The 2,532-nt window shown below is 68.2% G+C and carries 2 protein-coding genes and 1 pseudogene; 1 reads left to right on the forward strand and 2 read right to left on the reverse strand.

All coding sequences use genetic code 11. The features are described 5' to 3' along the window. Positions 1-1,221: DEAD/DEAH box helicase (locus tag RMO40_RS21755; RefSeq protein ID WP_309725690.1), on the forward strand; the 1,221-nt coding region annotated here is incomplete at its 5' end. Between the two features lie 339 nt (positions 1,222-1,560). Here RMO40_RS21755 and RMO40_RS21760 read toward each other — a convergent pair. After that, the gene (locus tag RMO40_RS21760; RefSeq protein ID WP_309725691.1) at positions 1,561-2,343 is read right to left on the reverse strand and encodes an SAM-dependent methyltransferase; all 783 of its coding nucleotides are present in this window, start codon (positions 2,341-2,343) and stop codon (positions 1,561-1,563) included. Then, positions 2,340-2,532, reverse strand: a pseudogene (locus RMO40_RS21765) (hypothetical protein); the annotation flags it as partial. The pseudogene RMO40_RS21765 and the gene RMO40_RS21760, both read right to left, overlap by 4 nt.

Consider the following 2,532-nt stretch of genomic DNA (forward strand, 5'->3'; position numbering starts at 1 on the left):
AGCATGTCGCCTGCCCGGCATCCTGTGCGGGCGCTGGTGCTTGCGCCCACGCGCGAGTTGGCCGACCAGGTGGCCAACAACGTCAAGACTTACGCCAAGCACACCCAGTTGCGCTCGATGGTGGTGTTCGGCGGCATCGACATGAAGCCGCAGACGCTGGTGCTCAAAGGCGGGGTCGAGGTGCTGATCGCCACCCCGGGCCGCCTGCTCGACCACATCGAAGCCAAGACCGCCGTGCTGAACCAGGTCGAGTACGTGGTGCTCGACGAGGCCGACCGCATGCTCGACATCGGCTTCCTGCCTGACCTGCAGCGCATCCTCTCGTACCTGCCAAAGGAGCGCCAGACGCTGCTCTTCTCGGCCACCTTTTCGCCCGAGATCCGCAAGCTGGCCAACAGCTACCTGCAGGATCCCATTCTTGTGGAGGTGGCGCGTCCGAATGCCACGGCCACCAACGTCGAGCAGCGCTTCTACAGCGTTGCCGACGACGACAAGCGTGCCGTGGTGCGCCAGCTCTTGCGCTCGCGCGGGCTGTCCCAGGCCCTCATCTTCGTCAATTCCAAGCTCGGCGCAGCACGGCTGGCCCGCTCGTTCGAGCGCGACGGCTTGAAGACCCAGGCCCTGCACGGCGACAAGAGCCAGGACGAGCGCCTGAAGGCACTGGCCGCTTTCAAGGCCGGCGAGGTCGACCTGCTGGTGGCCACCGACGTGGCGGCGCGGGGACTGGACATCGCCGACCTGCCCGCGGTCTTCAACTTCGACGTGCCCTTCAATGCGGAAGATTACGTGCACCGCATCGGCCGCACCGGCCGCGCTGGCGCTTCAGGCCTGGCCGTCACGTTGGTGGCACGGGACGATGCGCGCCTGGTGGCCGACATCGAAAAGCTGATCAAGAAGAAGATCGAACTCGAAGCCTTCGAGATCGACGACGACCGTCCCCGCCGACCGCCGTCCCGCGGCGACGACGAGCTTCGCCCGGCCCGGCCCAGCGAAGAGCCGCGCGTGGCGGCAGCTCCGATCCCCTACGCCCGCCCGGCAGACCGCCGCCCGGCGGCCGTCCCTGCCGACCCTTTCTTCGAGCAGCCGTATGAAGCCAGCTCGACGTCAGCCGCCGCCTGGGAGGCCAGTGCCAAGGCTGCCAGCTCGGCGTCGCGTTCGATTTCGCCGAGCATCAAACCCAAGCGCAAGGTTGCTGCCTTGCTGGGCGGCGTCAAGGCTTGATCACCCGCGGCGTGGTCGCTTGGCGCGGCCTTCTGGCGCTTGCACTGGTGCTCGGCGTGACCCTGGCCTTGCGGCCGCTGGCACCCGGGCAGGGCCCTGAAAACTGGTTTCCAGGCGCCGACAAGCTGCACCATGTGTGGTTTTTCGCAGCGCTTTGGTGCCTGGCGAGTCAAGCCCGCATCACCCCGGTCGCTCTGCGGGCGGCGGGGCTCCTCTCATTCGGCATCGGAATGGAGGTGGCTCAAGGCCTCTTCACGCAGACGCGAGGCATGTCGGCCGCTGATGTGCTGGCCGACGTCGCCGGCATGGTCCTGGGTGTTCTGCTGGTCCGTTGGGGCCTCAAGCCGCCAGCCACAGGAAAACCGCGGGTGAGTGCGGCTGGGGCGGATCGAATGCAGGCGGCTGACGCCGCCAGTCGGCCACCGTGCGCGTGGCGCACCAGCCCGAAGGCAGACTGAGTCCGCAGGCCACGCTGAGCTGGGTTTCCGGCTGCAGGGTCTTCAGCAGCGCCGACATCAGGGCGGCATTCCGGTAGGGCGTTTCGATCGCGATCTGCGTCTGGTGCTCGCGCCGCGAGTGCTGTTGCAGTGCCAGCAGTCGGTGGGTGCGCTCGGCCGCGTCGGTGGGAAGGTAGCCGACGAAGGCAAAACTCTGGCCGTTCAAGCCGCTGGCCGCCAACGCAAGCGACAGCGAGCTGGCACCGGCCAGCGGCAGCACGCGAACCCCGCACCGGTGGGCGGCGGCCACCACCGCGGCGCCGGGATCGGCCACCCCAGGCAGCCCCGCCTCGCTGATCAAGCCGATGTCATGGCCGGCGAAGGCCGGTGCCAACCATTCGTCGAAGCCAGGCTCGGTTCGGCCAACGCTGCCGCCACCGCCCTTTCGAGGCTGCGGCAGCTCGCGGATCTCGGTGGCTTGCAGCGGCTGGGCCAGCGGCACGACGGCCTGGACGCGTTTCAGAAAAGCCCGCGTCGTCTTGGCGTCCTCGGCGATCCAGTGCTTCAGCGCTGCAGCACGACGCAGCACGCCGGCCGGCAGCAGCTCGGTGATGTCGGGTGCGTCGGTAGCACCCAGGTCCAGCGTGTTGGGCACCAGCAGCAAACTGCCGGCGGGCGCGCTCATCGCTTGGCCCCCAACGGATCGAGTCCCGCCTGCCGCAGCAGCTCGCACGTCCTGATCAGCGGCAGTCCGACCAGCGCCGTCGGGTCGTCGGAGTCGATCGAGGCGAGCAAGGCACCAAAGCGCTGCGAAAAACCACACATGGTGAAGTTTGTCGGCGCCTGGAAACCAGTTTTCAGGGCCCTGCCCGGG

Origin of the sequence: Rhizobacter sp., assembly GCF_031412075.1 — a bacterium.
Lineage (GTDB): Bacteria > Pseudomonadota > Gammaproteobacteria > Burkholderiales > Burkholderiaceae_C > Rhizobacter.